The sequence below is a fragment of the Tenuifilum sp. 4138str genome, assembly GCF_041102575.1.
Lineage (GTDB): Bacteria > Bacteroidota > Bacteroidia > Bacteroidales > Tenuifilaceae > Tenuifilum > Tenuifilum osseticum.
In genome coordinates, this window is the sequence record NZ_JBGCUE010000003.1 from 1 (window position 1) to 23,579 (window position 23,579).

The window sequence follows — 23,579 nt, forward strand, 5'->3', positions numbered from 1 at the left end:
TCAAAGAACTATTTTCCCCTATATCCTATTCTGTATGAGCTATTCCTATCCTTTTGCTTAACTAAACGACATTGAATTATGAATTATTTTTTAATAGCCACATAGGCCAATAAAAACCAGAACACATATTGCAATTATGAAACTTACAACTGCAACCCTGCTACTGTTATGCTGAAAAGTGTTAAGCCTGTTTAACCCTACCGCGACCAATTTTTATGCTTAATAGCATTATTCGCTTAATTATCACCCCAAATTAACAGGCTGCTATTGTAGCAATTGTTAAATTTGCAAATCAAAAATCCTAAAAGTCTGATTATGGCAGAAAAAAGCAACGAGAAGCTTTTTACCGAATTTCCGCCGGTTTCAACAGCTGAGTGGGAAGCGGTAATCCGCGAGGATTTGAAAGGAGCCGACTACGATAAAAAGTTGGTATGGAAAACGCTCGAGGGGTTCAGCGTTAGGCCATACTACCGCTCCGAGGATCTTGCAAACCTTGAAACAGTTCATGTTAAACCGGGCGATTTCCCGTTTGTAAGGGGTAACCATCAAAAAGGTAATCCTTGGCTCATCCGTCAGGATTTTGAGGTATGCCTCGACAAACCCACCGAAGCCAATCGAAAAGCAATCGACATGCTGAACCGCGGTGTGGAATCGTTAGGTTTTAACCTATGTAGCGACTGTGAACCCTCATACGACTCCATTAGCCGATTGCTTAAGGATATCGACCTTTCAAGGGTGGAGGTTAACTTTACAGGGGGATCAGCATCAGCCAAGGCGCTTCCTTTCATTATCAAGTTTTTTGAACAGTCGGGCGTAAAGCCAACCGATATCAAAGGTTCTATTGATTACAGCCCGCTCACAACTTTTGCGCTTAAAGGCAAATTCTGCTGCGAGAACGATGCCTCGTACCAGGGTTTGGTGAACGTGCTAAACGCCGTAAAGAGTTTCCCAAACTTCAGGGTTATTGGTGTTAACGCCCATGTATTCCACAACAGTGGCTCCTCGGCTGTTCAGGAGTTGGCCTTTGGCCTTGCCATGGCAAGTGATTACCTAAACGCCCTAACCGACAAGGGGTTTGGTATCGATGAGTTAGCAGCTCGTATCCGTTTCAACTTTGCAGTGGGAGCAAACTACTTCATGGAAATGGCTAAGTTCCGTGCTGCACGCATGCTCTGGGCAAAAATGGTTGAAGCCTACAACCCCAAGAGCAAGGATGCTGCCCGCATGAGCATTCATGCCGAGACCAGCCGTTGGAACCTTACAGTTTACGACCCATACGTTAACATGCTCCGCACCACAACCGAGAGCATGAGCGCCGTATTGGCTGGAGTTGACTCGCTCAACGTGTTGCCATTCGATGCACCATTTGCTCAGCCTTCGGCTTTCAGTGAGCGTATTGCCCGCAACCAGCAAATATTGCTTCGCGAGGAGTCGCACTTTGGTAAAGTAGCCGATCCTGCTGCAGGCAGCTACTACATTGAGAACCTTACAATCTCAATTGCTGAGTACGCCTGGAACCTATTCCTTGAGGTTGACAGCCAGGGAGGTTTCCGCGAAGCCTTTACAAAAGGATTTATTCAGGAAAAGATTAATGAGGTTGCTGCTAAACGCGACGCCAATATTGCCTCGCGCCGCGAGACCGTTCTTGGAACCAACCAGTACCCCAACTTTACTGAGGTTGCCGACCTTGCCAAGGTTAAACCCGAGGCCGTTACCCGTCCAAAGCCCGTGAAATCAGCCGATGCTATTGCTCAACCTCTTGTTCCTTACCGTGGTGCTCAGGCTTTTGAGGAGTTGCGCTACCGAACCGATAGTAGCGGCCGTCGCCCACGTGTGTTCATGCTAACCCTTGGCAATTTGGCCATGCGTCGTGCACGTGCCCAGTTCAGCTGTAACTTCTTTGCCGTTGCTGGCTTTGAGGTTATTGACAACATCGGTTTCAATACTGTTGACGATGGTGTAAAGGCTGCAATGGATGCTAAGTCCGACATTGTGGTGATTTGCAGCTCCGACGATGAGTACGCCACACTTGCCCCCGAAGCCTTTGAAAGGCTTAATGGCAAAGCAATTTTTGTTGTGGCCGGCGAGCCCGCCTGCAAACCCGACCTTGAGGCAAAGGGGATTGCCAACTACATCAGCGTGAAGAGCAACCTGCTCGATACCCTGCTCAAGTATCAGGAAATGCTGGGAATTAAGTAACTGCAATTTTACTTAACCATAAGAGGTAAACAATGAAACCCGATTTTAAAAAGATAGATATAAAACACATCGATAAAAGTAGCGGTGTGTTAAACGTAGAGGCCGACTGGTTAACACCCGAACGCATTCCGGTGAAACCTGCCTTTACCGAAACCGACCTGGAAAACATGGAGCACCTGAACTATGCGGCAGGTATTCCGCCTTTCCTTCGCGGCCCTTACAGCACCATGTACGTGATGAAACCTTGGACTGTAAGACAGTATGCAGGCTTTTCAACCGCTGAGGAATCAAATGCCTTTTACCGCCGTAACCTGGCCGCTGGCCAGATGGGGCTTTCAGTAGCATTCGACTTAGCCACTCATCGCGGCTACGACTCCGACCACGAGCGTGTAGTTGGCGACGTGGGTAAGGCAGGCGTGGCTATCGACTCGGTAGAGGATATGAAAATCCTTTTCGACGGCATTCCCCTCAACAAGATGTCGGTTTCAATGACCATGAACGGCGCAGTACTTCCCGTTATGGCATTCTACATTGTGGCTGCGCTTGAGCAGGGTGCCAAGCTCGAGGAGCTAAGCGGAACCATTCAGAACGACATCCTGAAGGAGTTCATGGTGCGTAACACCTACATTTACCCTCCTGAATTTTCCATGCGGATTATTGCCGATATCTTTGAGTACACCTCAAGGAAGATGCCCAAGTTCAATAGCATCTCCATTTCAGGGTATCACATGCAGGAGGCCGGTGCTACTGCCGATATTGAGCTAGCATACACCCTTGCCGACGGGCTTGAGTACCTGCGCACTGGTGTAAAAGCTGGTATTGATATAGATGCCTTTGCGCCCCGCCTATCGTTTTTCTGGGCTGTTGGCATGAACCACTTCATGGAGATAGCCAAGATGCGTGCTGCACGCTTGCTCTGGGCTAAGATTGTTAAGCAGTTTAACCCCAAGAATCCCAAATCGATGGCGCTGCGTACACACAGCCAAACATCGGGGTGGAGCTTAACCGAGCAGGATCCCTTTAACAACGTAGCCCGTACCTGCATTGAGGCAATGGCAGCAGCGCTTGGTCATACTCAAAGCTTGCACACCAACGCACTCGATGAGGCCATAGCCCTTCCAACCGATTTCTCGGCTCGTATTGCCCGCAACACTCAGCTATACATTCAGGAGGAAACCAACGTTTGCCGCGCAGTTGACCCATGGGCAGGTTCGTACTACGTTGAGTACCTTACCCACGAGATAGCCCATAAGGCATGGAAACTTATTCAGGAGGTAGAAGAGCTTGGCGGTATGGCAAAAGCCATTGAGACCGGCATTCCAAAAATGAAAATTGAGGAAGCCGCAGCCCGCAAGCAAGCACGTATCGACTCGGGCAAGGATATCATTGTTGGCGTTAACAAGTACCGCCTGGACAAGGAAGATCCCATTGAAATACTTGATGTTGACAACACCGCCGTGCGCGAAGCGCAGATCCGTCGCCTGCAAAAACTCCGTGCTGAACGCAACGAGGCAGAGGTTCAAGCTGCCCTCAATGCCATTACACGTTGCGTAGAAACCGGCGAAGGTAACCTGCTGGAACTATCGGTTGAGGCTGCCAAGAAACGTGCTACACTCGGTGAAATATCATATGCCTGCGAGAAAGTGGTTGGCCGTTACAAAGCGGTTATCCGTTCCATTTCAGGCGTTTACTCAGCAGAATCTATGGATGATCCTAACTACCAGAAAGCCCGTGAGCTCTGCGAAAAGTTCGCTAAGCTCGAGGGACGCCAGCCCCGTATCATGATTGCCAAAATGGGGCAGGATGGCCACGACCGTGGCGCCAAGGTTGTATCGACCGGCTATGCCGATATAGGATTTGATGTGGACATTGGGCCTCTATTCCAAACCCCTGCTGAGGCAGCTAAACAAGCCGTTGAAAACGATGTTCATGTGCTTGGCGTGTCCAGCTTGGCTGCCGGCCACAAGACCCTAGTTCCTCAGGTAATTGAGGAATTAAAGAAACTTGGCCGCGACGATATCATGGTTATTGTTGGGGGCGTTATTCCTCCTCAGGACTACCAGTTCCTTTACGACCATGGCGTTGTGGGCATATTTGGCCCCGGAACCTCAGTGGCTTCAGCTGCCGTTAAAATTTTGGAAATCCTGCTCGAAAAATTTGAAGAGTAATCACATCGTTTATACTGAAAAAGGGTTGCGATTGCAACCCTTTTTCATTTATTCCTGATTTATAAGTATAAACTCCTCTAAAACGCCTTTCTGTCATGCTGAGCACAGCCGAAGCATCTCTTTATACCTTAAGTCCTGTATCTTTTTTACTTTTGTTTTCCAGCAATCGCTCTTTGTAATGTTTTTTTGTTGCGATGCAACGATTCACCATTGCTCTTTGGAAAAGGTACAACGTGCATCGCCCAAAATTTTGAATACAACAATACCCAGGGTTAAAACCCTAGGCTTAGTTGATTTGTCCCTACAGGGCTGTTCGCTATACCTGAGAGAGATTCCTCGACTAGCTCGGAATGACAATCCCCCTTTTTTCCTTACTCACATTGTCATGCTGAGCTCGCCGAAGCATCCCTTTGTACTTTCATTACCTAATTCTTTATTGCTCTTCGGAACCCTTTCGCAATGCGATGCAACGCTTCAGGGTTGTTCTTTGGAAAAGGTAATGCGTGCACCGCTATACTTGTGGGAGTAGCCATGGGGTTACAAATGTTTCGCCCCTACGGGGCTGGGGATGGCGATCGTTGTACGTGGAAAACGACCTCACCCCCGCCCCTCTCCTGACAGGAGAGGGGAGAGGCAATTAGGAAGCTTTTTTGCAGGGCTAAAGTCTCCCCTTTCAGGGGAGATTTAGAGGGGTCGTCTAGGTTGCTCGTGGAGAAAGACCTCACCCAAGCCCTTTCTCCTGAAGGGAGAGTGGAGCGCAATGGGGAAGCATTAAGGCGGAGCCTAAGCCTCACCTATCAGAAATGATTCAGAAGAGTTGGGATGCGATTTCTCGGAGCGCGAAACAAAACACCAAACACTAAACACTAAACACCAACCCTTATCCCTCAACAATTACAATCTTTTCAATCCTATCGCCAACACGGATAGCGTCAATTACTTCAAGGCCTTCGTAAACCTTACCAAAGCAGGTATGCTGGCGGTCGAGATGTTTGGTGTTTTGCCTGTTGTGGCAAATAAAGAATTGTGAACCACCTGTGTTACGGCCTGCGTGTGCCATGGAAAGAACACCACGATCATGGTATTGGTTGTTTCCGGTAAGCTCGCAGTTGATTTTATAGCCAGGTCCACCGGTACCTACCCGGGGATCTGTCATATCCTTGGAGTAGGGGCATCCCGCCTGAATCACAAAGTTGGGGATTACGCGGTGAAAGGCTAACCCATCGTAAAAGCCTTCCTTGGATAGCTTAACAAAGTTAGCAACGGTGTTGGGGGCATCCTCCTCGTAGAACCGAACCTTCATTACCCCTTTCGATGTGTGAATTTCTGCTGTTCTCATGGTGTGTTTGTTTGGTACAAAGGTACAAAAAAAAGAGGGCAAATCCCAACCGGTTGCCCTCTTTTGCTGAGTATCTTATGGCTATTCTTCCTCTTCCTGTTCCTGGTATGCCTTAAGGAGTTTTTCCTGAACATCGGCAGGTACTTGCTCGTACGAGGCAAACTTCATGGTGTAGGTTGCTCTACCGCTGGTTAACGAAGATAAGGCGGTGGAGTAGCGGTTTAGCTCAGCCAAGGGAACCTTGGCGTTAATCACCTCAAAACCTTTAACGCTGCCCATGCCCATAATAATGGCTCGGCGGTTCTGTAGGTCGCTCATCACATCGCCCATTCGGTCGGCAGGAACAAGCACTTCAACATCGTAAATGGGCTCCATGATCTTAGGACCGGCTTCCTTGAATGCATTCTTGAATGCATTGCGGCCAGCGAGTTTAAATGATATTTCGTTTGAGTCAACCGGGTGCATCTTACCGTCGTAAACGGCAACGCGGATATCGCGGGCGTAAGAACCGGTAAGGGGTCCCTGTTCCATCTTCTCCATAATACCCTTGAGGATGGCAGGCATAAAGCGAGCATCAATTGCGCCACCCACAATGCAGTTATAGAACACCAGTTTACCGCCCCATTCCAGGTCTATCTCTTCCTTCCCCCTAATCGAGAGGTTGATTTCCTTGCCGTTAACCTTGTACTTAACGGGGTCAGGTGCTCCTTCAACATAGGGCTCAATAACAAGGTGAACCTCGCCAAACTGACCGGCACCACCCGATTGTTTCTTATGACGATAGTCGGCTTGGGCTACTTTGGTAATAGTTTCGCGGTACGGGATACGCGGGGCTATGTATTCAATTTCGAGCTTGTGCAGGTTGGTAAGTTGCCACTTCAGTATATTGAGGTGGAATTCTCCCTGGCCTGAAATGATAATCTGACGGAGCTCCTTGGAATGTTCAACCAGAATGGTTGGGTCTTCCTGGTGGGCACGGTTAAGCAGTTCGCCCAGCTTTTCAACCTCGGCCTCATTCTTTGGCTTAACTGCGGTACGGAACTTGGGATCGGGGAATTCCATGGGGTCGAAGGTGAAATCCAGACCCGGTCCGCAAAGTGTATGGTTGGTTTTACTGTTTTTAAGCTTAACGGTAGCGCCTATATCGCCGGCAACCAGTTCGGAAACCTTGTTACGGTTCTTGCCTGCTACAACAAATAGCTGCGAAAGGCGTTCCTTTGTTGAGTTGTTGGCGTTGGTTAGATCCATACCCTCGGTTACCTTACCGGACATTACGCGGAAGTAGCTGATTTCGCCAATGTGTGGCTCAACGGTCGATTTGAATATGAAAAGTGAGGTTGGGGCGCTGGCGTCGCAGATAATGGGCTTTTCGTTATTGTTTTTAAGAACCGGGGAAAGGGTAGGATTTGGCCCAACGTTAATGATAAAATCCATAAGGCGCTTGGTGCCAATGTTTTTAGCTGCCGATAGGCAGAAAACCGGCATAATGCTGCGGCTGGCAATACCCTTTGAAATACCTGAACGCATCTCATCCTCCGTGAGCAAACCCTGCTCAAAGAACTTCTCCATGAGCGATTCGTCGTTTTCGGCAGCAGCCTCAATGAGCGCATTGTGAAGCTCATTGGCCTTATCCATTTCGCTATCGGGAATGGGGAGTTCCTCGCGGATACCGGTATCGCCCTTAAACTTATACATTTTCATGGTGATAACATCGATAAAGCTATCGAAAGCAGCACCGGTAGCAACGGGGTACTGAACTAAAATAACCTTATTACCGAAGGTTTGCTTTAGCGAGTCGAGTGTAGCATCAAAGTTAGCCTTATCGTGGTCGAGCTGGTTAATGGCCAGTATCATAGGCTTATGAAGACGCTCGGCGTGACGGTTGAAAATTTCGGTTCCAACCTCAACCCCGTATTGGGCGTTAATAACCATTACCAGCAAATCGGCGGGATACATCGATGAGATAACGGCGCCAACAAAGTCGTCGGATCCCGGGGTGTCAATAATGTTAAGCTTGCTATTATTGAACTCGGTGTATAGCAAGGTTGAAAAAATTGACCTTTGGTTCTGCTGTTCAATTTCGGTGTAATCGGAAACGGTGTTCTTCCCTTCAATTGTTCCCTTGCGTTCAATTACCTTACCTTCAAACATCATCGACTCGGCCAGCGATGTCTTGCCCGAGCCAGTATTACCCAGTAAGGCGATATTCCTAATTTGTTCGGTTTGGTAGGTTTTCATGCGGTTTACGCTTATTATTGGTTTAACATCAGGTTAGTTAATTTTTCCAGTCGCGGGTATTCATTTATATAAAGGTATATCCCTTTAAAACCGATTCCCTTGACCGGTACCACCCTTTTGGGGTAGCCCCAAAAATAGTAAAATTTTGTTTCCAACAAATAAAAATTTCCAAAAGCCTTATGTTGTAAAACATTTTAGGGACATTGAGCGGATGATTTTTACAAGTTGCTAAAAATCAGGCTTGTTTTTTTAAATCAAAAGCTATACCTTTGCGCCCGCAAAAATGCAAACCGACCAAAAAAGTTGATGATCAACAAAAAAGTTGAGTTGCATTGTTGTAATTGTAAAAAAATCAATACCTTTGCAGTCCATTTTTTAAACTTAAACTATAACAATAAATTGGATTTATGCCAACAATTCAGCAACTAGTAAGAAAAGGAAGGTCTAAACTGGTGGATAAGAGCAAGGCTCCAGCCCTTGATGCTTGCCCCCAGAGACGAGGTGTATGTGTACGCGTGTACACCACTACACCTAAGAAGCCGAATTCGGCTATGCGTAAGGTTGCCAGGGTTAGGCTTACTAACGGTAAGGAGGTTAACGCCTACATTCCTGGTGAAGGTCACAACTTGCAGGAGCACTCCATAGTGTTAATCCGCGGGGGTAGGGTAAAGGATTTGCCCGGTGTTCGTTATCACCTGATTCGCGGAACACTCGATGCTTCCGGAGTAGAAGGTCGTAAACAGGGCCGTTCCAAGTACGGCGCCAAGAGGCCTAAAGATAAAAAGTAAAAGTTAACCTCATTTGAATTGGTTGAACAATGAGAAAAGCAAAACCAAAAAAACGGATTATCTTACCCGATCCCAAGTTCGGCGATGTAATGGTTACCAAGTTTGTGAACAACTTAATGGTAACGGGTAAGAAGAGTATTGCCTTCGAAATCTTTTACAATGCACTTGATATAGTTGGTAAAAGAATGAAGGACAGCGAAAAATCGCCCCTTGAAATCTGGAAGATTGCCCTTGAAAACGTTACCCCACAGGTTGAGGTTAAGAGCCGCAGGGTGGGTGGTGCTACTTTCCAGGTTCCCACCGAGGTCCGTCCTGAGCGTAAAATCTCACTCTCCATGAAAAACCTCATACTTTTTGCCCGTAAGCGCGCCGGTAAGGGTATGAGCGAAAAGCTTGCTGCTGAGATTATTGCTGCTTACAACCAGGAAGGTGGTGCTTTCAAGCGTAAGGAGGATATGCATAAGATGGCTGAAGCTAACAAGGCTTTTGCACATTTCCGTTTCTAAAACCAAATAGCACGAGGAAGGTAGGAGATAGATGAGCAGAGATTTAAGATTCACTCGGAATATTGGGATTATGGCCCACATCGACGCCGGTAAAACAACAACTACCGAGCGTATCCTGTTTTATACAGGTAAAACTCACAAAATTGGTGAGGTACACGATGGGGCTGCAACAATGGACTGGATGGTGCAGGAGCAGGAGCGTGGTATCACTATCACCTCAGCCGCTACTACAACTTTTTGGAACTACGAGAATAAGCAGTATCAAATAAACATTATCGACACCCCAGGACACGTGGACTTTACCGTTGAGGTGGAGCGTTCACTCCGTGTACTCGATGGCGCCATTGCCACTTTCTGTGCCGTGGGTGGTGTTGAGCCCCAAAGCGAAACCGTTTGGCGCCAAGCCGATAAGTACAGGGTTCCCCGCATTGCCTATGTTAACAAGATGGACCGTGTGGGTGCCGATTTCCTTGGGGTTGTTCAGGAAATTAAGGACAAGTTAGGTGCAAACCCAATTCCCATTCAGCTCCCTATTGGAGCCGAAGATAACTTCAACGGCATAATCGATCTTATTGAGAATAAGGCCGTAGTTTTCTTTGAGGACGAAAAGCTTAAGGCTACCAACTACCGTTTGGAACCGGTTCCTGCCAACATGAAGGACGAGGTTGACGATTGGCGTGCCAAGCTTATTGAGGCAGTTGCATCGTACAACGATGAGCTCCTTGAGCGTTTCTTTGAAGACCCCGATTCCATTACCAAGCAGGAGATTATTGAAACTATCCGTAAGGCAACAATCGACATGTCGATTATTCCGGTTCTTTGCGGATCGTCGTTCAAGAATAAGGGTGTACAACACCTGCTCGATGCAGTTGTTGCCTTCCTTCCCAGCCCTCTCGATAAGGGCGATGTGGTTGGTACAAATCCTAATACCGATAAAGAAGAGGTTCGTAAACCCTACATCGATCAGCCTTTCTGCGGTTTAGCATTCAAAATTGCTACCGATCCCTTTGTAGGCCGTTTGGCCTTCATCAGGGTTTACTCCGGAAAGATTGATAGCGGTAGTTATGTTTTTAACACCCGTACCGGCAAAAAGGAGCGTATTAGCCGTATTTACCAGATGCATGCCAACAAGCAGAACCCAATTGAGTTTTGCGAGGCTGGCGATATTTGTGCTGCGGTTGGTTTTAAAGATATTAGAACTGGCGATACCCTTTGCTTGGAGGAAAAACCAATTGCCCTTGAGGCCATGACTTTCCCTGAGCCTGTAATTGGTTTAGCTATTGAGCCCAAAACCCAAAAGGATTTGGATAAGCTTGGCGTTGCGCTTAACAAGTTAGCCGAGGAAGACCCCACATTCCGTGTAAACACCGACCCCGATAGCGGTCAAACCGTGATTAGCGGTATGGGTGAGTTACACCTCGAGATCATTGTCGACCGCCTACGTCGCGAGTTCAATGTTGAGATTAACCAGGGCGCACCTCAGGTAGCTTACCGCGAGGCATTTACCAAGAGCGTTTCGCACCGCGAGGTGTTCAAGAAGCAAACTGGTGGAAAGGGTAAGTTTGCCGATATTATTTTTGAAATGGGTCCTGCAGACGAAGGCGTAACCGGACTGCAGTTTATTGATGAGGTTAAGGGTGGTAATATTCCCCGTGAATTTATCCCCTCAGTACAGAAGGGCTTTGAGCTAGCCATGAGCAACGGCGTACTCGCCGGCTATGCCATCCCCAGCATGAAGGTGGTACTCAAGGATGGCTCGTTCCACCCGGTTGACTCCGATGCACTCTCGTTCGAAATAGCTGCCCGTTACGGATTCCGCGCAGCAGGTCCAAAAGCCGCTCCGGTTTTACTTGAGCCAATCATGAATGTAGAGGTGGTTACCCCCGAGGAAAACATGGGCGATGTAATTGGTGACCTCAACAAACGTCGTGGCCAAATTGCCGGAATGGAATCGAAGGGTAACGCCCGAGTGGTTAAGGCTAAGGTTCCCCTTGCAGAGATGTTTGGGTACGTAACCGTACTCCGCACCCTAACCTCCGGACGCGCCACTTCAACCATGGAGTTCTCCCATTACGCCGAAGTACCCGCTAACATTGCTAAGGAGGTGATTGAGAAATCCAAGGGCAAAGAGCTAAAGGAAATTGAATAATTACTTTTATCCGATAAGTACAATGAGCCAAAAGATTAGAATTAAACTCAAATCGTACGACCACAACCTGGTTGATAAGTCGGCCGAAAAGATCGTGAAAACGGTCAAGGCTACAGGCGCTGTGGTGAGCGGTCCAATTCCGCTTCCAACACATAAGCGGATTTTTACGGTTAACCGTTCAACATTCGTTAACAAGAAGTCGAGGGAGCAATTTGAACTCAGCTCCTATAAGCGTTTGCTCGATATCTACAGCTCCAATGCGAAGACTATCGATGCTCTGATGAAGCTCGAACTTCCCAGTGGAGTCGAAGTAGAGATTAAAGTATGAGTGTGAATTGTAAATTAGAAAGACAATGCCACAAGGATTAATTGGACGTAAAATCGGAATGACTTCCGTATTCGGTGAGGACGGTAAGAATATCCCCTGCACCGTAATTGAGGCTGGTCCTTGCGTTGTCACACAGGTAAAAAGCGCTGAAACCGATGGTTATACAGCCATTCAGCTTGCCTATGATGACAAAAAGGAGAAACACACCAGCAGGCCTATGCTCGGCCATTTTAAGAAAGCCAACACTACCCCAAAGCGTAAGTTGGTTGAATTCCGCGATTGGGAAGGATTACAGCTTGGCGATGTAGTAACCGTTGACCTCTTTGCTAACGACAACTGGGTTGACGTAGTTGGTATAACCAAAGGTAAAGGATTCCAAGGTGTTGTAAAGCGCCACGGCTTTAGTGGAGTGGGCGGAAGAACCCACGGTCAGCATAACCGTCAGCGTCACCCGGGTTCTATGGGTGCATCTTCGTTCCCTTCACGTGTACTTCCAGGCAAGCGTTTGGCAGGCCGTACCGGAGGCGAAAGGGTGAAAATCATCAACCTACGTGTTCTTAAGGTTATCCCTGAGAGCAATCTTTTACTCGTTAAAGGATCGATTCCAGGGGCAAAGGGTTCTTACATAATTATTGAGAAGTAATGGAAATCAAGGTACTTAACATACAAGGACAGGAAACCGGCAGGACTATTCAGTTGGAAGACTCGATTTTTGGTATCGAACCCAACGACCATGCCATTTACCTCGACGTTAAGCAAATACTAGCAAACCGTCGTCAGGGTACGCACAAATCCAAACAGCGTAACGAGGTTTCCGGTAGTACCCGTAAGCTAAAACGCCAAAAGGGTACCGGTACTGCTCGTGCAGGTAGCATCAAGTCGCCCTTGTTCCGTGGTGGTGGACGTATTTTTGGTCCCGTTCCACGCGATTATAGCTTTAAGCTAAACAAGAAGGTTAAGCAGCTGGCTCGTAAGAGCGCTCTTGCATACAAGGTTAAGGAGAATGCTCTGCTTGTTATTGAAGACTTCAACTTAGATACTCCAAAAACCAAGGAATTTTTAAATATCTGCAAGAACCTGAACGTAGCCGACAAAAAAACACTCTTCTTGTTGGGCGAGCCAAATAAAAATATATATTTGTCGTCCAGAAATTTACAGAAGCAAACGGCTGCAATTGCCTCATCAGTAAACACTTACGATATTCTAAATGCTAATATGTTAGTGTTAACTGAGAGTTCTGTAGATGCTCTGAACAAAATGTTTAAGGTATCATAATAAGGAAGCGCCATGGATATACTGATAAAACCAGTTGTAACTGAAAAGATGGAGCGCTTAACCGATAAGCTGAACCAATACGGCTTTATCGTGGATAAGAGAGCTAATAAGTTACAGATAAAGAAGGCGATAGAGGAACTATACGGGGTAACCGTTGACTCAGTGAATACTATGCGTTATGCTGGTAAAGTTAAGTCCCGCTACACCCGTACCGGTGTATTGGTGGGTCGTACCAATAGCTACAAAAAGGCTATCGTAACGCTTAAGGAAGGAGATAAGATTGATTTTTATAGCAACATTTAACTAAGATGGCTGTACGGAAACTAAAACCTGTTACACCAGGACAGAGACACAAGATTATAGGTTTGTTCGATGACATTACGACAAACAAACCTGAGAAGTCGTTACTAGTCCCCCTGAAAAAGACTGGTGGTCGCAATAACCAAGGCCGAAGGACCATGCGATATATAGGGGGAGGCCACAAGCGCAGATACAGATTAATAGATTTCCTGCGCAACCGTGACAATGAGCCTGCTGTAGTAAAGACTATTGAGTACGATCCCAACCGCACTGCACGTATTGCGCTGGTTGAGTACCCCGATGGCGAGAAGCGCTACATTGTAGCCCCTGCAGGGCTCAAGGTAGGCCAAACCATCATGTCGGGTCGCGGAGTAGCTCCTGAGGTGGGTAATACCCTTTACCTTGGCGAAATACCCCTAGGTACCATTATCCACAACATCGAGCTCTACCCCGGCCGTGGTGCTTGCATGGCACGTAGCGCAGGATCGTATGCTCAGCTCCTAGCCCGTGAGGGGAAGTACGCTATCATAAAGCTGCCTAGCGGCGAAACCCGCATGGTACTTAACGAGTGTAGAGCCACCATTGGTAGCGTGTCGAACTCTGACCACGCATTGGAAAAATCCGGAAAAGCCGGACGTAGCCGCTGGTTAGGTCGTCGTCCTCGCACCCGTGGTGTTGCCATGAACCCTGTTGATCACCCAATGGGTGGTGGTGAAGGACGTGCCTCAGGAGGACACCCACGCTCACGTAAGGGTATTCCTGCTAAGGGTTACAAGACTCGTTCTAAGAAGAAACACAGCAGCAAGTTCATCATTGAACGCAGGAAAAAGTAATTTGTAAAAAACTGTAAGTATGAGTAGGTCACTAAAAAAAGGTCCCTTTATTGACTACAAGTTGGAAAAGCGTGTCATTCAGATGAACGAAACCAACAAGAAGTCTGTTATCAAGACTTGGTCAAGGGCTTCCATGATATCTCCCGATTTTGTTGGACACACCATAGCAGTTCACAACGGGAATAAGTTCATTCCTGTGTACATTACCGAAAACATGGTAGGTCATAAGCTGGGCGAGTTTGCTCCCACCCGCACCTTCCGTGGCCATGCTGGTAATAAGAACAAATAGTGAATTGATAAAAGGAAAAAGAGATGGGTGCAAGAAAACATAACATGGCCGAGAGGCTTAAAGCGGAGAGGAAAAACAAAGCAGTTGCTCGCTTACGCAACTGTCCATCTTCGCCCCGTAAGATGCGCTTGGTGGTTGACCTGGTTCGTGGTAAAGACGTAAACACAGCGCTCAACATACTTAAATTCAGCCGCAAGGATGCCGCAAAGGATGTACACAAGCTCATCCTTTCAGCAGTTGCTAACTGGAAAGCTAAAAACGAGAACGTACGCATTGAGGATGCCAACCTTTTCATCAAGGAGATCTTTGTTGATCAGGGCAGAATGCTTAAACGTATTCGTACAGCACCACAGGGACGCGCTCACCGCATCCGTAAACGCTCAAACCACGTAACCGTTGTGGTTGATAGCGCAGTTAATAACGAATCAAACAACTAACAGCTACATGGGACAGAAAGTTAATCCAATAGCAAACCGTTTAGGAATCATCCGTGGATGGGATTCCAACTGGTACGGAGGTAAAAAATACGCTCAGAAATTGGTTGAGGATAGCAAAATCCGCGACTACCTGAATGCTAGGCTTGCCAAGGCCAGCCTCTCAAAAATAGTTATTGAGCGTACCCTGAAGCTGATAACCGTAACCATACATACTGCTCGCCCAGGTATCATTATTGGTAAGGGCGGACAGGAAGTGGATAAGCTACGCGAGGAACTACGTAAGATTACCAACAAGGATGTTCAAATCAATATCTTTGAGGTGAAGCGCCCCGAAATTGATGCTGTTATCGTAGGTAACAACATTGCTCGCCAAATTGAAGGACGCATCTCTTATCGTAGGGCTATTAAAACAGCCATTGCCTCAACCATGAGGATGGGGGCTGAGGGTATTAAGGTGCAAATTTCTGGCCGCTTGGGTGGCGCTGAAATGGCACGCTCTGAAACCTACAAGGAGGGACGAATTCCCCTGCATACCTTCCGTGCCGATATCGATTACGCCCTAGCTGAGGCTCACACCAAGGTTGGCGTTATAGGTATTAAGACCTGGATTTGCAACGGTATTGTTTACGGTAAGCGCGATCTTTCACCAAACATTGGTACAAGGAGCGCTACAAACGTAGCCGAGAAAAAGGCAAAACCGGCACCTAAGGGAGGTTCACGTCCTCGTGCTAAGAAAAAGAAATAGTAAGGTGTATAAACACTAAAGCATTAGCGAAATGTTACAGCCAAAGAAAACAAAATACAGAAGGCAGCAAAAGGGAAAAATGAAAGGGACTGCTCAACGTGGAAACCAGTTGGCATTCGGTTCATTTGGAATTAAAGCCCTTGAGGCGAGCTGGATCACAAGCCGTCAGATTGAGGCTGCCCGCCAGGCCGTGACCCGTTACATGAAGCGTGAAGGTCAGATCTGGATCAGAATTTTCCCCGATAAGCCCATTACCAAGAAACCTGCCGAGGTACGTATGGGTAAAGGTAAAGGTGCTCCTGAGGGGTTCGTTGCTCCGGTTACTCCCGGCCGCATTCTGTTTGAGTGCGACGGCGTACCCTACGAGGTTGCAAAGGAAGCATTGCGCCTGGCAGCTCAGAAGCTCCCTATTACTACTAAGTTTGTTGTCCGTCCGGACTTTGTTGAACCTTCAAACTAATTGAGCCATGAAAGCAGCAGAAATTAGAGAGTTCACTGATAAGGAGATTCTTGAGCGTATTGAGCTGGAAAAAACCAACCTGCTTAAGCTAAGGTTGAACCATAGCATATCTCCTTTGGATAATCCAATGAAAATTAAAGAGACCCGCAGGAACATTGCCAGGTTGAAAACCGTCCTGAACCAGCGGAAGCTCAGTCAAAACAAGTAATGCGTTGTAGCTATGGAACAAGTAAACGAAGTAAAGAGAAATAACCGTAAGGAGCGTATTGGCGTGGTGGTAAGCAACAAGATGCAAAAGTCTATTGTTGTTGCCGTAAAGCGTAAGGTAAAGCACCCCATTTACGGAAAGTTTGTAAATAAAACCACCAAGTTTTACGCTCACGACGAGAATAATGTATGCGAGGTTGGCGATTTGGTTCGCATCATGGAAACTCGCCCTCTTAGCAAGCTCAAACGCTGGAGGTTAGTTGAAATCATTGAAAAGGCTAAGTAGTCATGATACAGCAGGAAAGTAGACTAGTAGTAGCTGATAATAGCGGAGCTAAGGAAGTGCTCTGCATCAGGGTACTGGGAGGTACCGGTAAACGCTACGCCCGTATAGGCGATAAGATAGTGGTTACCGTAAAGAGTGCCATACCAGGTGGTGATATCAAGAAAGGTACCGTTTCAAAGGCCGTAGTGGTTCGTACCAAGAAGGAGATCCGCCGTCCGGATGGCTCATACATCCGTTTCGACGATAATGCTTGCGTACTGCTTAACAACCAGGGCGAAATTCGTGGAACTCGTATCTTTGGCCCGGTTGCCAGGGAACTACGTGATAATTACATGAAGATTGTTTCACTTGCACCTGAGGTGTTATAAACCCCAATAACTGAAGAATTATGGCAAAGTTACACATCAAGAAAGGGGATATGGTTTACGTAATCTCCGGTGAATCTAAAGGCCACCAGGGTCGCGTACTCAGTGTGCTCGTAAAGGAGAACCGTGCAATTGTTGAGGGTGCTAACATGGTATCGAGGCATACCAAACCCAATTCCAAAAACCCTCAGGGTGGAATTATCAAAAAGGAAGCCCCAATTCATATTTCAAACCTAATGCTGGTTGACCCCACCACTGGCAAGCCAACCCGCATCGGTCGTCGGTTGAACGACCAGGGTAAACTTGTTCGTTACTCTAAAAAATCAGGAGAGGAGATTAAGTAATGGAATACGTACCAACCCTAAAGAAAAAGTATAGGGAGGAGATTGTCCCCGCGCTCATGAAACAGTTCAACTACAAGAGCGTGATGCAGGTTCCCCGGTTGGAAAAAATAGTGATCAACCAAGGGATAGGACAAGCAGTAGCCGATCGCAAACTCATTGAGCAGGCACAGGCAGAACTCACCATGATTGCCGGTCAAAAGGCAGTTCAAACCTACTCGCGTAAGGATATATCAAACTTTAAGCTCCGTAAGGGGGTTCCCATTGGGCTTAAGGTTACCCTCCGCCGCGAAAGAATGTATGAGTTCCTTGAGCGTTTAATCAACGTTTCCTTGCCGCGTATTCGCGACTTTAAGGGAATTAACGACAAGTTCGACGGCCGTGGAAATTACACCCTTGGCATTCAGGAACAAATTATTTTCCCTGAGATTGACATCGATAAGGTGAGCAAGATTCTGGGTGCTGAGATCACTTTCGTAACCACATCGGAGAACGACGAGGAGGCTTATGCACTTCTTCGTGAGTTTGGGTTACCTTTTAAAAATGCTAAAAAGGAATAGACTATGGCAAAAGAGTCAATGAAAGCGCGTGAGGTTCGCCGTGCGAAACTCGTTGCAAAATACGCCGAGAAGAGAGCTAAGCTCAAAGAGGAAGGCGATTACGTTGGGCTTCAGAAGTTACCCCGTAACTCTAACCCCATCCGTTTGCGTAATCGTTGCATGTTAACCGGAAGGCCCAGAGGGTATATGCGCCAATTTGGCATCAGCCGTATCACCTTCCGCGAAATGGCCTCAAAAGGCTTAATTCCTGGTGTTAAGAAAGCTAGTTGGTAGAATTTTAATAATAAAACGAAGCAATGATTACCGACCCAATTGCAGATTACCTAACCCGAATTCGTAACGCCGTGATGGCTCGTCACCGGGTTGTTGAGGTACCCGCTTCGAATATGAAGAAGGATATCACCAAGATTCTTTTCGATAAGGGGTACATACTAAACTATAAATTTGAGGATGATGGCAAGCAGGGCATTATTAAAATCGCTCTTAAGTATCATCCTGAGACTAAGGCATGTGCCATCAAGCACTTGGAACGCGTTAGTACTCCCGGCTTGCGTCGCTACAGCAACGCAAAAGATCTTCCCCGCGTGTTAAATGGCCTGGGTATTGCTATTATCAGCACATCGCAAGGGTTGATGACCGACAAGGAGGCTCGCGCCAAGAATATTGGTGGTGAAGTGGTTTGCTATGTTTACTAATCCAGTATAATTTTTAAACTAATGTCGAGAATAGGAAAAAAACCTGTAAACTTACCACAAGGAGTAAGCGTTAGCATTAGCGCCGATAATGTGGTAAGCGTGAAAGGCCCTCTCGGAGAACTAAAGCAAAAAGTTGATCCGGATATCACCGTAAAGGTAGAGGGAAATGAAGTTGTTCTCTCCAGACCAACTGATCATAAGCGTCACCGTTCGCTACATGGGCTATACCGTGCCCTTATCAACAACATGGTAATTGGTGTATCCAAGGGCTTTGAGGTACAGCAGGAACTTGTGGGTGTTGGTTACAAGGCCGAAGTTAAAGGTCAAATCCTTGAGATGAGCCTTGGTTTCTCCCACGACATCTACTTTGAGATGCCCAAAGAAATAAAGGTTGAAGCCATTACCGAGAAAAAGGGTAACCCCAAGGTCATTCTGAAGAGCATTGATAAGCAGCTCTTAGGTCAGGTTGCCGCTAAGATCCGCTCGCTTCGTAAGCCTGAGCCATATAAGGGTAAAGGTATTCGCTTTGTGGGTGAAGTTGTACGTAAGAAAGCTGGTAAGTCGGCTAGTGTATAACCCGTAAAACTGAAAGAGAGATATGGCTTTAAGTAAATTGGAAAGAAAGTTGCGCATTCGCAGACGAATCCGCAAAAGAGTTTCGGGAACAGCTCAAAAACCTCGTATGTCGGTTTTCAGGAGCAACACCAACATATACGTTCAGTTTATTGACGATATCAATGGTGTAACACTAGCATCGGCCTCTTCGATGTCAAAAGAGATTGCAGAGAAAAAAAATATTACTAAAACCGAACAAGCCCGACTTGTTGGACAGCTTGCCGCTAAAAACGCCATGGCTAAGGGTATTGAGAGTGTGGTGTTTGACCGTGGTGGTAACCTATACCATGGCCGCGTTAAGGCTTTAGCTGATGCCGCAAGAGAAGGTGGACTTAAATTCTAAGCACGATGTCACAGAATACCAACATACGAAGAGTAAAAGCCAGCGACCTTGAGCTCAAGGACAGGCTGGTTAGCATTCAGCGCGTAACCAAGGTAACCAAGGGTGGTAGAACTTTCAGCTTCTCAGCCATTGTTGTAGTAGGTAATGAGAATGGCGTAGTAGGGTATGGCTTAGGTAAAGCTAGCGAAGTAACCGCTGCCATAGCCAAGGGTATTGAGGATGCTAAAAAGAATCTGGTTAAGGTACCCATACTAAAGGGTACTATCCCCCACGAACAGGAAGCCAAGTTTGGTGGTGCCAAGGTGCTGATTAAACCTGCTTCGCACGGTACCGGTGTTAAGGCTGGTGGTGCTATGCGCGCCGTGCTTGAGAGCGTGGGTGTAACCGACGTACTTGCAAAATCAAAAGGCTCATCAAACCCTCACAACCTGGTTAAGGCTACCGTTATGGCATTGCTTGAACTGCGCGATGCTCACACCGTGGCCCAGCAGCGTGGGGTTGACCTTAAAAAAGTATTCAACGGATAAAAACTGATGACTATGGCAAAGATTAAAGTAACACAGATACGTAGCGTTATTGGCCGCCCCGAAGGGCAACGCTTAACACTTCGTTCGCTGGGAATCCGCCGTATGCATCATACCGTTGAGGTAGAGGCTACCCCACAGGTTATGGGTATGATTGCTAAGGTGCGTCACCTTGTGCGAATTGAAGAGCAATAGGTATAACAACTAACGATTGTAAGGTCATGAAACTAGATAAACTAAAACCCGCTGAAGGTTCTACCCACAACAGGAAACGTATTGCCCGTGGTGAGGGGTCAGGACATGGAGGCACTGCCACTCGTGGTCACAAGGGTGCCAAGTCACGCTCAGGTTACTCCCGCAAGTTTGGCTTTGAGGGTGGCCAGATGCCTATACAGCGTCGTCTACCAAAGTTTGGCTTTAAAAACCCATTCCGCGTTGAGTACAAGCCCATTAACCTTGAAGTGTTGCAAGCCCTTGCCGAAAAGCACGGCTATACCACTATCGATATTGATACCCTTATCAATGCCGGTTTAGTGTCGCGCAACGATATGGTTAAAATTCTTGCCAAGGGTACTCTCAGCGCTAAGCTTGAGGTTAAAGCCCACGCTTTCTCAAAGAAAGCAATTGAAGCAATTGAAGCAGCTAACGGAACCGCAGTAAAACTATAGTGAATAATGAAAGCCTTTTTCGAAACCCTCAAGAATATATACAAGATAGAGGATCTGCGCAAGCGGATTCTCTATACTCTTGGTATTCTGCTGATTTATCGACTTGGTAGCTTTATAGTATTACCGGGTCTTGACCCATCGCAGCTTGGCGCTCTGCAAGAGCAAACCAAGGAAGGTATCATGGGCCTCCTCGACATGTTTTCGGGTGGTGCCTTTGCTAATGCTTCCATTTTTGCGTTGGGTATTATGCCCTACATCTCAGCATCTATCGTGGTTCAGCTTTTAGGAATTGCTGTACCCTACTTCCAGAGGTTACAGAAAGAAGGCGAGAGTGGTAGAAATAAGCTTAACCAGATTACCCGAGTACTTACAGTAGGTATCCTGCTATTCCAGGGTCCAGCTTACATAACCAACCTTTACGTTCAGCTTCCACAGGGAGCGTTCCTGTTAAGTGAGTTCTGGTTCACCATTACAGCCACTGTCACCATGATTGGTGGAACTATGTTCATCATGTGGCTGGGTGAGAAGATCACCGATAAGGGTATTGGTAACGGTATATCGCTAATCATCATGATTGGTATTATTGCCCGCTTACCCTTTGCCTTTGTTGCAGAACTATTCTCAAAGGCCGAAGAACTTGGTGGTGGATTGGTTCTGCTCCTATTAGAGCTCGTTATACTATTTGCAGTATTCATGTTCTCAATCCTGCTTATTCAGGGTACACGTAAAATACCTGTGCAGTATGCCAAACGAATTGTAGGAAATAAACAGTATGGTGGTGTTCGCCAGTACATACCCCTTAAGGTAAACGCTGCCGGTGTAATGCCAATCATTTTTGCTCAGGCTCTGATGTTTATCCCCATGCTGTTTGCCCGCTTTGATGCTACTGCTGGCATTGCTGCCGCTTTTAGCTACACCGGATTCCTATACAACTTCACCTTTGGATTGCTGATCATAGTATTCACCTATTTCTATACCGCTATTATTATCAATCCCAACCAGATGGCTGAGGATATGAAGAAGAACGGAGGTTTTATTCCCGGAGTAAAACCCGGAAAGAAAACCGTTGAGTATCTCGACTCCATCATGTCGAAAATCACTCTACCCGGTTCAATCTTCTTAGCTATTATAGCTATTCTTCCTGCATTTGCCATTAAGCTGGGAGTTAACAACCAGTTTGCCCAGTTCTTTGGCGGAACCTCGTTGTTAATCTTAGTAGGTGTAGTTCTTGATACACTACAGCAGATTGAGAGTCACCTGCTGATGCGTCATTACGATGGATTAATGAAATCGGGAAGGCTGAAGGGCCGTTCCGGTATGTAATAGGGCAATTTTGCCAAACGTTCTTTATAATGTTTTTAGCTAAAACCGACGAGGAAGTTGAGCTGCTAAGGCTAAACAACGATCTGGTATCGCGCACATTAGCCGAGGTGGCAAAACATATTAAGCCAGGGGTAACCACCCAAAAGCTCGACTCAATAGCCGAGGAGTTCATCAGGGCTCATGGGGCTGTTCCGGGTTTTTTGGGGTATAATGGCTACCCAGCAACGCTTTGCATTTCGGTCAACGATGCAGTGGTGCATGGCATTCCATCGTCGTATGAGCTCCGCGAGGGCGACATAGTATCGGTCGATTGCGGGACCTTCTTGCACGGGTTTTATGGCGATTCCGCCTTCACCTTTTCGGTGGGCGAGGTTAAGCCCGAAGTGCAGCGGCTGTTAAAGGTTACCCGCGAATGCCTTGAGCTAGGCATTGAGGCTGCAGTAGCCGGTGGCAGGGTTGGCGATATATCCTACGCCGTGCAATCGCATGCCGAATCGAACGGTTACTCTGTAGTCCGCGAATTGGTGGGACATGGCATAGGCCGCCATATGCATGAAAAACCCGAAGTCCCTAACTACGGAGCACGAGGCCGTGGGCCTAAGCTTGTCGATGGAATGGCAATCTGCATTGAGCCAATGATTAACCTTGGCTCAAAGCACGTTTACCAGGATCTGGATGGATGGACCATCCGTACCCGCGACGGTAAACCCTCGGCGCACTTTGAGTTGGCCGTTGTTGTTCGAAAGGATAAAGCCGAAAGGCTTTCAACTTTCAAGTATATTGATGAAGTTTTACGTTTAAGTTAAATTTTTAAGAGCGAATGTCCAAGCAAACTGCAATTGAGAAAGACGGAACTATTATTGAGGCCCTATCGAACGCCATGTTCAGGGTAGAGCTCGATAACGGACATGTTATTACCGCCCACATCTCCGGTAAAATGCGTATGCATTACATCAAAATTTTACCCGGCGATAAGGTGAGGGTTGAAATGTCGCCTTACGATTTAACTAAAGGACGTATTACTTTTAGGTACAAGTAAACCAAAAAATTTCAATACAATGAAAGTAAGAGCATCAGTAAAGAAGCGCAGCGACGAGTGCAAGATAGTTCGTCGTAAGGGACGCTTGTATGTGATTAACAAAAAAAATCCTAAGTTCAAGCAACGTCAAGGATAATTTGTTTAATTTTGCACACTAATTATTAAGTGAAAATATGGCACGTATAGTAGGTGTAGATTTGCCGAAAAACAAGAGAGGCGAGGTAGCCCTTACCTATATTTATGGTATTGGCCGCAGCAGCGCCCGTAAGATTCTGGACAAAGCCGGAATAAGCTACGATACCAAAGTAGCCGATTGGACCGATGATAATGTAACAGCCATCCGTAACATCCTGAACGAAGGGTACAAGGTTGAAGGTGAACTGCGTTCCATGGTTCAGCTCAGCATTAAGCGCTTGATGGATATTGGTTGCTACAGAGGTATTCGTCATCGTCTTGGTTTACCTGTGAGAGGTCAATCAACCAAGAATAACGCTCGTACACGTAAAGGAAAGAGAAAAACTGTTGCCAACAAGAAGAAGGCTACTAAATAGTAATTAAG

General features: G+C 46.8%; 33 protein-coding genes. 31 read left to right on the forward strand and 2 right to left on the reverse strand.

The genetic code is table 11. The features are described 5' to 3' along the window. Positions 1 to 315 precede the first annotated feature (315 nt). Complete coding sequence (locus AB6811_RS03555; protein WP_369489074.1) at positions 316 to 2,199, forward strand: methylmalonyl-CoA mutase family protein; 1,884 nt, start codon at positions 316 to 318, stop codon at positions 2,197 to 2,199. A 32-nt stretch (positions 2,200 to 2,231) separates the two neighbouring features. Further along, a complete protein-coding gene (gene scpA / locus AB6811_RS03560) occupies positions 2,232 to 4,367 on the forward strand; it encodes a methylmalonyl-CoA mutase (protein WP_369489075.1) in 2,136 nt (711 codons plus the stop codon). Positions 4,368 to 5,247: 880 nt separating this feature from the next. Here scpA and AB6811_RS03565 read toward each other — a convergent pair. Both AB6811_RS03565 and fusA2 read right to left on the reverse strand, forming a co-directional pair. Next, on the reverse strand, positions 5,248 to 5,706 hold the full coding sequence (locus AB6811_RS03565) for a peptidylprolyl isomerase (RefSeq protein ID WP_369489076.1): 459 nt from the start codon (positions 5,704 to 5,706) through the stop codon (positions 5,248 to 5,250). Positions 5,707 to 5,787: 81 nt separating this feature from the next. After that, positions 5,788 to 7,944, reverse strand: a complete 2,157-nt coding sequence (gene fusA2 / locus AB6811_RS03570; RefSeq protein WP_369489077.1) for an elongation factor G2 — start codon at positions 7,942 to 7,944, stop codon at positions 5,788 to 5,790. Between the two features lie 407 nt (positions 7,945 to 8,351). On the opposite strand from fusA2, the gene rpsL reads away from it, so the two are divergent. From rpsL to rpsM, 29 genes are read left to right on the forward strand one after another with little or no spacing between them, the layout of a single operon-like run. After that, entirely contained in the window at positions 8,352 to 8,732 is a 381-nt protein-coding gene (rpsL, locus tag AB6811_RS03575) for a 30S ribosomal protein S12 (RefSeq protein WP_369489078.1), read from the forward strand. Between the two features lie 29 nt (positions 8,733 to 8,761). Continuing rightward, on the forward strand, positions 8,762 to 9,238 hold the full coding sequence (gene rpsG, locus AB6811_RS03580) for a 30S ribosomal protein S7 (protein WP_369489079.1): 477 nt from the start codon (positions 8,762 to 8,764) through the stop codon (positions 9,236 to 9,238). 31 nt (positions 9,239 to 9,269) lie between these two features. Continuing rightward, the gene (gene fusA, locus AB6811_RS03585) at positions 9,270 to 11,387 is read left to right on the forward strand and encodes an elongation factor G (protein ID WP_369489080.1); all 2,118 of its coding nucleotides are present in this window, start codon (positions 9,270 to 9,272) and stop codon (positions 11,385 to 11,387) included. A gap of 22 nt (positions 11,388 to 11,409) precedes the next feature. Further along, positions 11,410 to 11,715 (forward strand): 30S ribosomal protein S10, encoded by a 306-nt coding sequence (gene rpsJ, locus AB6811_RS03590; RefSeq protein WP_369489081.1) that lies wholly within the window; start codon positions 11,410 to 11,412, stop codon positions 11,713 to 11,715. Positions 11,716 to 11,740: 25 nt separating this feature from the next. Then, positions 11,741 to 12,358 (forward strand): 50S ribosomal protein L3, encoded by a 618-nt coding sequence (gene rplC / locus AB6811_RS03595; RefSeq protein WP_369489082.1) that lies wholly within the window; start codon positions 11,741 to 11,743, stop codon positions 12,356 to 12,358. Next, positions 12,358 to 12,990 carry a 50S ribosomal protein L4 gene (gene rplD, locus AB6811_RS03600; RefSeq protein WP_369489083.1) on the forward strand — a complete coding sequence of 211 codons (633 nt, stop codon included), beginning with the start codon at positions 12,358 to 12,360 and terminating at the stop codon, positions 12,988 to 12,990. The genes rplC and rplD overlap by 1 nt, the downstream gene beginning before the upstream one ends. Positions 12,991 to 13,002: 12 nt before the next feature. Further along, positions 13,003 to 13,293: a 50S ribosomal protein L23 gene (rplW, locus tag AB6811_RS03605; protein WP_369489084.1), complete on the forward strand. Its 291-nt coding sequence runs from the start codon at positions 13,003 to 13,005 to the stop codon at positions 13,291 to 13,293. 5 nt (positions 13,294 to 13,298) lie between these two features. Continuing rightward, positions 13,299 to 14,123: a 50S ribosomal protein L2 gene (gene rplB / locus AB6811_RS03610; RefSeq protein ID WP_369489085.1), complete on the forward strand. Its 825-nt coding sequence runs from the start codon at positions 13,299 to 13,301 to the stop codon at positions 14,121 to 14,123. 19 nt (positions 14,124 to 14,142) lie between these two features. Then, entirely contained in the window at positions 14,143 to 14,412 is a 270-nt protein-coding gene (gene rpsS, locus AB6811_RS03615) for a 30S ribosomal protein S19 (RefSeq protein WP_369489086.1), read from the forward strand. Positions 14,413 to 14,435: 23 nt separating this feature from the next. Further along, entirely contained in the window at positions 14,436 to 14,849 is a 414-nt protein-coding gene (gene rplV / locus AB6811_RS03620) for a 50S ribosomal protein L22 (protein WP_369489087.1), read from the forward strand. A 7-nt stretch (positions 14,850 to 14,856) separates the two neighbouring features. Next, positions 14,857 to 15,594 carry a 30S ribosomal protein S3 gene (rpsC, locus tag AB6811_RS03625; protein WP_369489088.1) on the forward strand — a complete coding sequence of 246 codons (738 nt, stop codon included), beginning with the start codon at positions 14,857 to 14,859 and terminating at the stop codon, positions 15,592 to 15,594. 31 nt (positions 15,595 to 15,625) lie between these two features. After that, a complete protein-coding gene (rplP, locus tag AB6811_RS03630) occupies positions 15,626 to 16,054 on the forward strand; it encodes a 50S ribosomal protein L16 (RefSeq protein WP_369489089.1) in 429 nt (142 codons plus the stop codon). Positions 16,055 to 16,061: 7 nt separating this feature from the next. Then, the gene (gene rpmC, locus AB6811_RS03635) at positions 16,062 to 16,262 is read left to right on the forward strand and encodes a 50S ribosomal protein L29 (RefSeq protein WP_369489090.1); all 201 of its coding nucleotides are present in this window, start codon (positions 16,062 to 16,064) and stop codon (positions 16,260 to 16,262) included. Positions 16,263 to 16,274: 12 nt separating this feature from the next. Next, positions 16,275 to 16,547: a 30S ribosomal protein S17 gene (gene rpsQ / locus AB6811_RS03640; RefSeq protein WP_369489091.1), complete on the forward strand. Its 273-nt coding sequence runs from the start codon at positions 16,275 to 16,277 to the stop codon at positions 16,545 to 16,547. A gap of 2 nt (positions 16,548 to 16,549) precedes the next feature. After that, on the forward strand, positions 16,550 to 16,915 hold the full coding sequence (rplN, locus tag AB6811_RS03645; protein WP_369489092.1) for a 50S ribosomal protein L14: 366 nt from the start codon (positions 16,550 to 16,552) through the stop codon (positions 16,913 to 16,915). 20 nt (positions 16,916 to 16,935) lie between these two features. Then, positions 16,936 to 17,256: a 50S ribosomal protein L24 gene (gene rplX, locus AB6811_RS03650; RefSeq protein ID WP_369489093.1), complete on the forward strand. Its 321-nt coding sequence runs from the start codon at positions 16,936 to 16,938 to the stop codon at positions 17,254 to 17,256. Beyond that, entirely contained in the window at positions 17,256 to 17,813 is a 558-nt protein-coding gene (gene rplE, locus AB6811_RS03655; RefSeq protein ID WP_369489094.1) for a 50S ribosomal protein L5, read from the forward strand. Before rplX ends, rplE begins: the two co-directional genes overlap by 1 nt. A 3-nt stretch (positions 17,814 to 17,816) precedes the next feature. Next, positions 17,817 to 18,086 carry a 30S ribosomal protein S14 gene (rpsN, locus tag AB6811_RS03660; RefSeq protein ID WP_369489095.1) on the forward strand — a complete coding sequence of 90 codons (270 nt, stop codon included), beginning with the start codon at positions 17,817 to 17,819 and terminating at the stop codon, positions 18,084 to 18,086. 26 nt (positions 18,087 to 18,112) lie between these two features. Beyond that, positions 18,113 to 18,508 carry a 30S ribosomal protein S8 gene (gene rpsH, locus AB6811_RS03665; protein WP_369489359.1) on the forward strand — a complete coding sequence of 132 codons (396 nt, stop codon included), beginning with the start codon at positions 18,113 to 18,115 and terminating at the stop codon, positions 18,506 to 18,508. A 21-nt stretch (positions 18,509 to 18,529) separates the two neighbouring features. Further along, positions 18,530 to 19,084, forward strand: coding sequence for a 50S ribosomal protein L6 (gene rplF / locus AB6811_RS03670; RefSeq protein ID WP_369489096.1), 555 nt, complete (start codon positions 18,530 to 18,532; stop codon positions 19,082 to 19,084). A gap of 22 nt (positions 19,085 to 19,106) precedes the next feature. Continuing rightward, complete coding sequence (gene rplR, locus AB6811_RS03675) at positions 19,107 to 19,466, forward strand: 50S ribosomal protein L18 (protein ID WP_369489097.1); 360 nt, start codon at positions 19,107 to 19,109, stop codon at positions 19,464 to 19,466. 5 nt (positions 19,467 to 19,471) lie between these two features. Further along, the gene (gene rpsE / locus AB6811_RS03680) at positions 19,472 to 19,993 is read left to right on the forward strand and encodes a 30S ribosomal protein S5 (protein WP_369489098.1); all 522 of its coding nucleotides are present in this window, start codon (positions 19,472 to 19,474) and stop codon (positions 19,991 to 19,993) included. Between the two features lie 12 nt (positions 19,994 to 20,005). Continuing rightward, on the forward strand, positions 20,006 to 20,185 hold the full coding sequence (gene rpmD / locus AB6811_RS03685) for a 50S ribosomal protein L30 (protein ID WP_369489099.1): 180 nt from the start codon (positions 20,006 to 20,008) through the stop codon (positions 20,183 to 20,185). 26 nt (positions 20,186 to 20,211) lie between these two features. Next, positions 20,212 to 20,658, forward strand: a complete 447-nt coding sequence (gene rplO, locus AB6811_RS03690) for a 50S ribosomal protein L15 (RefSeq protein WP_369489100.1) — start codon at positions 20,212 to 20,214, stop codon at positions 20,656 to 20,658. 6 nt (positions 20,659 to 20,664) lie between these two features. Then, positions 20,665 to 21,981 carry a preprotein translocase subunit SecY gene (gene secY, locus AB6811_RS03695; protein WP_369489101.1) on the forward strand — a complete coding sequence of 439 codons (1,317 nt, stop codon included), beginning with the start codon at positions 20,665 to 20,667 and terminating at the stop codon, positions 21,979 to 21,981. Between the two features lie 29 nt (positions 21,982 to 22,010). Continuing rightward, on the forward strand, positions 22,011 to 22,787 hold the full coding sequence (map, locus tag AB6811_RS03700) for a type I methionyl aminopeptidase (protein WP_369489102.1): 777 nt from the start codon (positions 22,011 to 22,013) through the stop codon (positions 22,785 to 22,787). Positions 22,788 to 22,801: 14 nt separating this feature from the next. Then, positions 22,802 to 23,020, forward strand: a complete 219-nt coding sequence (gene infA, locus AB6811_RS03705; protein WP_369489103.1) for a translation initiation factor IF-1 — start codon at positions 22,802 to 22,804, stop codon at positions 23,018 to 23,020. A 19-nt stretch (positions 23,021 to 23,039) separates the two neighbouring features. After that, complete coding sequence (ykgO, locus tag AB6811_RS03710) at positions 23,040 to 23,156, forward strand: type B 50S ribosomal protein L36 (protein ID WP_369489104.1); 117 nt, start codon at positions 23,040 to 23,042, stop codon at positions 23,154 to 23,156. Between the two features lie 37 nt (positions 23,157 to 23,193). Beyond that, positions 23,194 to 23,571, forward strand: a complete 378-nt coding sequence (rpsM, locus tag AB6811_RS03715) for a 30S ribosomal protein S13 (RefSeq protein ID WP_369489105.1) — start codon at positions 23,194 to 23,196, stop codon at positions 23,569 to 23,571. The last annotated feature ends 8 nt before the right edge of the window (positions 23,572 to 23,579 follow it).

Coding starts and splice junctions, on each gene's coding strand:
- AB6811_RS03555 (WP_369489074.1), top strand. CDS start 316: ATGGCAGAAAAAAGCAACGAGAAGCTTTTTACCGAATTTCCGCCGGTT.
- scpA (WP_369489075.1), top strand. CDS start 2,232: ATGAAACCCGATTTTAAAAAGATAGATATAAAACACATCGATAAAAGT.
- AB6811_RS03565 (WP_369489076.1), bottom strand. CDS start 5,706: ATGAGAACAGCAGAAATTCACACATCGAAAGGGGTAATGAAGGTTCGG.
- fusA2 (WP_369489077.1), bottom strand. CDS start 7,944: ATGAAAACCTACCAAACCGAACAAATTAGGAATATCGCCTTACTGGGT.
- rpsL (WP_369489078.1), top strand. CDS start 8,352: ATGCCAACAATTCAGCAACTAGTAAGAAAAGGAAGGTCTAAACTGGTG.
- rpsG (WP_369489079.1), top strand. CDS start 8,762: ATGAGAAAAGCAAAACCAAAAAAACGGATTATCTTACCCGATCCCAAG.
- fusA (WP_369489080.1), top strand. CDS start 9,270: ATGAGCAGAGATTTAAGATTCACTCGGAATATTGGGATTATGGCCCAC.
- rpsJ (WP_369489081.1), top strand. CDS start 11,410: ATGAGCCAAAAGATTAGAATTAAACTCAAATCGTACGACCACAACCTG.
- rplC (WP_369489082.1), top strand. CDS start 11,741: ATGCCACAAGGATTAATTGGACGTAAAATCGGAATGACTTCCGTATTC.
- rplD (WP_369489083.1), top strand. CDS start 12,358: ATGGAAATCAAGGTACTTAACATACAAGGACAGGAAACCGGCAGGACT.
- rplW (WP_369489084.1), top strand. CDS start 13,003: ATGGATATACTGATAAAACCAGTTGTAACTGAAAAGATGGAGCGCTTA.
- rplB (WP_369489085.1), top strand. CDS start 13,299: ATGGCTGTACGGAAACTAAAACCTGTTACACCAGGACAGAGACACAAG.
- rpsS (WP_369489086.1), top strand. CDS start 14,143: ATGAGTAGGTCACTAAAAAAAGGTCCCTTTATTGACTACAAGTTGGAA.
- rplV (WP_369489087.1), top strand. CDS start 14,436: ATGGGTGCAAGAAAACATAACATGGCCGAGAGGCTTAAAGCGGAGAGG.
- rpsC (WP_369489088.1), top strand. CDS start 14,857: ATGGGACAGAAAGTTAATCCAATAGCAAACCGTTTAGGAATCATCCGT.
- rplP (WP_369489089.1), top strand. CDS start 15,626: ATGTTACAGCCAAAGAAAACAAAATACAGAAGGCAGCAAAAGGGAAAA.
- rpmC (WP_369489090.1), top strand. CDS start 16,062: ATGAAAGCAGCAGAAATTAGAGAGTTCACTGATAAGGAGATTCTTGAG.
- rpsQ (WP_369489091.1), top strand. CDS start 16,275: ATGGAACAAGTAAACGAAGTAAAGAGAAATAACCGTAAGGAGCGTATT.
- rplN (WP_369489092.1), top strand. CDS start 16,550: ATGATACAGCAGGAAAGTAGACTAGTAGTAGCTGATAATAGCGGAGCT.
- rplX (WP_369489093.1), top strand. CDS start 16,936: ATGGCAAAGTTACACATCAAGAAAGGGGATATGGTTTACGTAATCTCC.
- rplE (WP_369489094.1), top strand. CDS start 17,256: ATGGAATACGTACCAACCCTAAAGAAAAAGTATAGGGAGGAGATTGTC.
- rpsN (WP_369489095.1), top strand. CDS start 17,817: ATGGCAAAAGAGTCAATGAAAGCGCGTGAGGTTCGCCGTGCGAAACTC.
- rplF (WP_369489096.1), top strand. CDS start 18,530: ATGTCGAGAATAGGAAAAAAACCTGTAAACTTACCACAAGGAGTAAGC.
- rplR (WP_369489097.1), top strand. CDS start 19,107: ATGGCTTTAAGTAAATTGGAAAGAAAGTTGCGCATTCGCAGACGAATC.
- rpsE (WP_369489098.1), top strand. CDS start 19,472: ATGTCACAGAATACCAACATACGAAGAGTAAAAGCCAGCGACCTTGAG.
- rpmD (WP_369489099.1), top strand. CDS start 20,006: ATGGCAAAGATTAAAGTAACACAGATACGTAGCGTTATTGGCCGCCCC.
- rplO (WP_369489100.1), top strand. CDS start 20,212: ATGAAACTAGATAAACTAAAACCCGCTGAAGGTTCTACCCACAACAGG.
- secY (WP_369489101.1), top strand. CDS start 20,665: ATGAAAGCCTTTTTCGAAACCCTCAAGAATATATACAAGATAGAGGAT.
- map (WP_369489102.1), top strand. CDS start 22,011: ATGTTTTTAGCTAAAACCGACGAGGAAGTTGAGCTGCTAAGGCTAAAC.
- infA (WP_369489103.1), top strand. CDS start 22,802: ATGTCCAAGCAAACTGCAATTGAGAAAGACGGAACTATTATTGAGGCC.
- ykgO (WP_369489104.1), top strand. CDS start 23,040: ATGAAAGTAAGAGCATCAGTAAAGAAGCGCAGCGACGAGTGCAAGATA.
- rpsM (WP_369489105.1), top strand. CDS start 23,194: ATGGCACGTATAGTAGGTGTAGATTTGCCGAAAAACAAGAGAGGCGAG.